This is a genomic window from Clostridium sp. 1001283B150225_161107_B6, assembly GCF_015556325.1.
Taxonomy (GTDB): Bacteria; Bacillota; Clostridia; order Lachnospirales; family Lachnospiraceae; genus Enterocloster.
Genome location: NZ_JADNMD010000029.1, coordinates 1 through 1,995, shown reverse-complemented (window position 1 = coordinate 1,995; position 1,995 = coordinate 1). Strand labels below are relative to the sequence as shown.

2 protein-coding genes are annotated in these 1,995 nt (G+C 37.8%); both read right to left on the bottom strand.

Annotated features, from left to right (window positions below; translation table 11 throughout):
* Positions 1-67: 67 nt before the first annotated feature.
* Positions 68-775, bottom strand: coding sequence for a transposase (locus tag I2H39_RS28745; RefSeq protein ID WP_171042755.1), 708 nt, complete (start codon positions 773-775; stop codon positions 68-70).
* Positions 776-879: 104 nt separating this feature from the next.
* Positions 880-1,869 carry an ISL3 family transposase gene (locus I2H39_RS28740; protein ID WP_195628128.1) on the bottom strand — a complete coding sequence of 330 codons (990 nt, stop codon included), beginning with the start codon at positions 1,867-1,869 and terminating at the stop codon, positions 880-882.
* Between the last annotated feature and the right edge of the window lie 126 nt (positions 1,870-1,995).

The window sequence follows — 1,995 nt, the reverse complement described above, 5'->3', positions numbered from 1 at the left end:
GGTTCTTTCTGGACTTTGGGTATTCCTTATAAAACATTAGCTGGTATCGGTTCGATACCAGCTTGTTTTATAACAATGCAGAAAGTGAAAAATCCTGATTTTTAGGAAGAAAAGCCAATTTACATTTCTTCTCCAGATTGACTAATCCGCTTCTACCATATACAATACGTTTGAGGACTTTGAATTTGTTGTTGTTTCCTTCAACAAATCCAGAGCTTACAGAAAGGGATATCGCATTCTTGACCGGAGTGATATCCTTTTTTATGCCATTGCAGAAAGATTCCAGCTTACTCTCACCATACTTTTCTAAATATTCATCCAGTTTTGTTTCATCCCTTCCCATTAACAATGCGTGAAATTCTTTGAACATGGTTTCAACTTTTTCTACAACAGGATAAAGGCTTTTTATCTGGCTGATATATTTTTCAATATTTGAGTCACGTTTCTTTTTTGGATTACAGGTCAAAATATATTTGAGCAAATCCGTCCTGGTGATTATGATTACTTCTGATGGCAGCACCCACTCCATCGTTGTTTTTGCATTAAACGGGGTTCTGTCTGGAAAGTTGTTTTTCCCAATCAGATAAATATAGTCTGCAAGTATGTGCTCAGATTCGTGAAATACCTTTTGCCGCTTGATATAAAAATAAATCAGTTCGTTGCTGCAGCCATCGGCCATCATCTTGTAAATGACATTCAACCATACATTCATAGATGATTCCCGTTTTTTATAATGATTGGGATTGTCCAAACGAGAAATATCTTCTTGGGTCATAGCCAGATATCTCTTTGCTGTCAATAACGATATTCCAAACGTTTCTGTTATATTTTTTAGCCGTGGTTTCTTTTGCTTGTCCCAGTATTCCTGTATGTCCCGGATTATTTGCTGTTTTTTTTCCGCATTTCTTCATGATGTTGGTATTGTGCTGAGTTTAAATCATGCTTTTTATTATCATAAAGCAACTCGTTTCCGTCAGAATCTCTGGGAGAGGTATTATCATAGTGCAGGCTGTCAAGCAGGGAGTTATCCGGAGCTTTTTCCCGCAGTATTTTATCTGGTGCATTTTCAGATACCCTTTCGTCTTGAATGTATAGTTTGGCCGGCATTTCCTCTTTAAAAATATCTTTCATATATTCAAGAAGATTTTGCAATAAATGAAACCGGTCAGCTACCTGAACGCAGTCCGGCAGTATTTCACTGATAGCAGAAGCATATGCGTTTGCCCGGTCTCTTGCAACAAGCCGTACTTTATTATGTGATTTCAACCATTCTTTCAATGGTTCACCATCACGTCCGTCCAGCAATGCTATCAAATGATGATCCTTCAAGTCATAAATGGCAGTAGCATATGTCTGACCTTTTCGGATTGCGACATCGTCAACACCAATTCCTTCCACATCCGGATTATCTACGAATTCGATTCTGTCGTACAGCCGCTGTATGGTATCATTACTGATTTGAACACCGAGCAGGGCCAATACTTTACTTGCACCCTCATTACTGAGAAACATTGAAACAGCAAGGACCAACGTATTAAGAGCATCTGTGCGTACCTGGGAAGCTTTTGCAAATGGGAGATCCTCCATAAAAACCTTACATTCGCAGTCAGGATTCTCGCAGTCATATTTATACACGTTTGCATGTAAGAAAGTCTGCTTACACCGGATAGGGGTATCCTGAAATTTCCTTCTGTAAGTAGAATGAAGCTTGTGACTCATTTTTCCACAAATAGGACAGCAACAGCCATGTTCTTTCGATTTGATATAGATATGTAAGCTGTCTTCATTTTCAACATGGTCATAAACGTAGTGATTTTCATCTAACAGAAAAGAATAATCTTGTGTCGGAAAGTACTTCAATCTGTTCATCTTCTTTCATCTTTTGATAACTCTATTATACCATAAATACCCAAAAATAAGAAGTGATTAGGTAAAGAAAAAGTAGATACTCTCGTATCTACTTTTTCTTGTAATACCCAAAGTCCAGAAAGAACC

Bases quoted from the DNA above. Each gene is read 5' to 3' on its own strand.
- I2H39_RS28745 (WP_171042755.1), bottom strand. From the start codon at position 775: ATGACCCAAGAAGATATTTCTCGTTTGGACAATCCCAATCATTATAAA.
- I2H39_RS28740 (WP_195628128.1), bottom strand. From the start codon at position 1,869: ATGAACAGATTGAAGTACTTTCCGACACAAGATTATTCTTTTCTGTTA.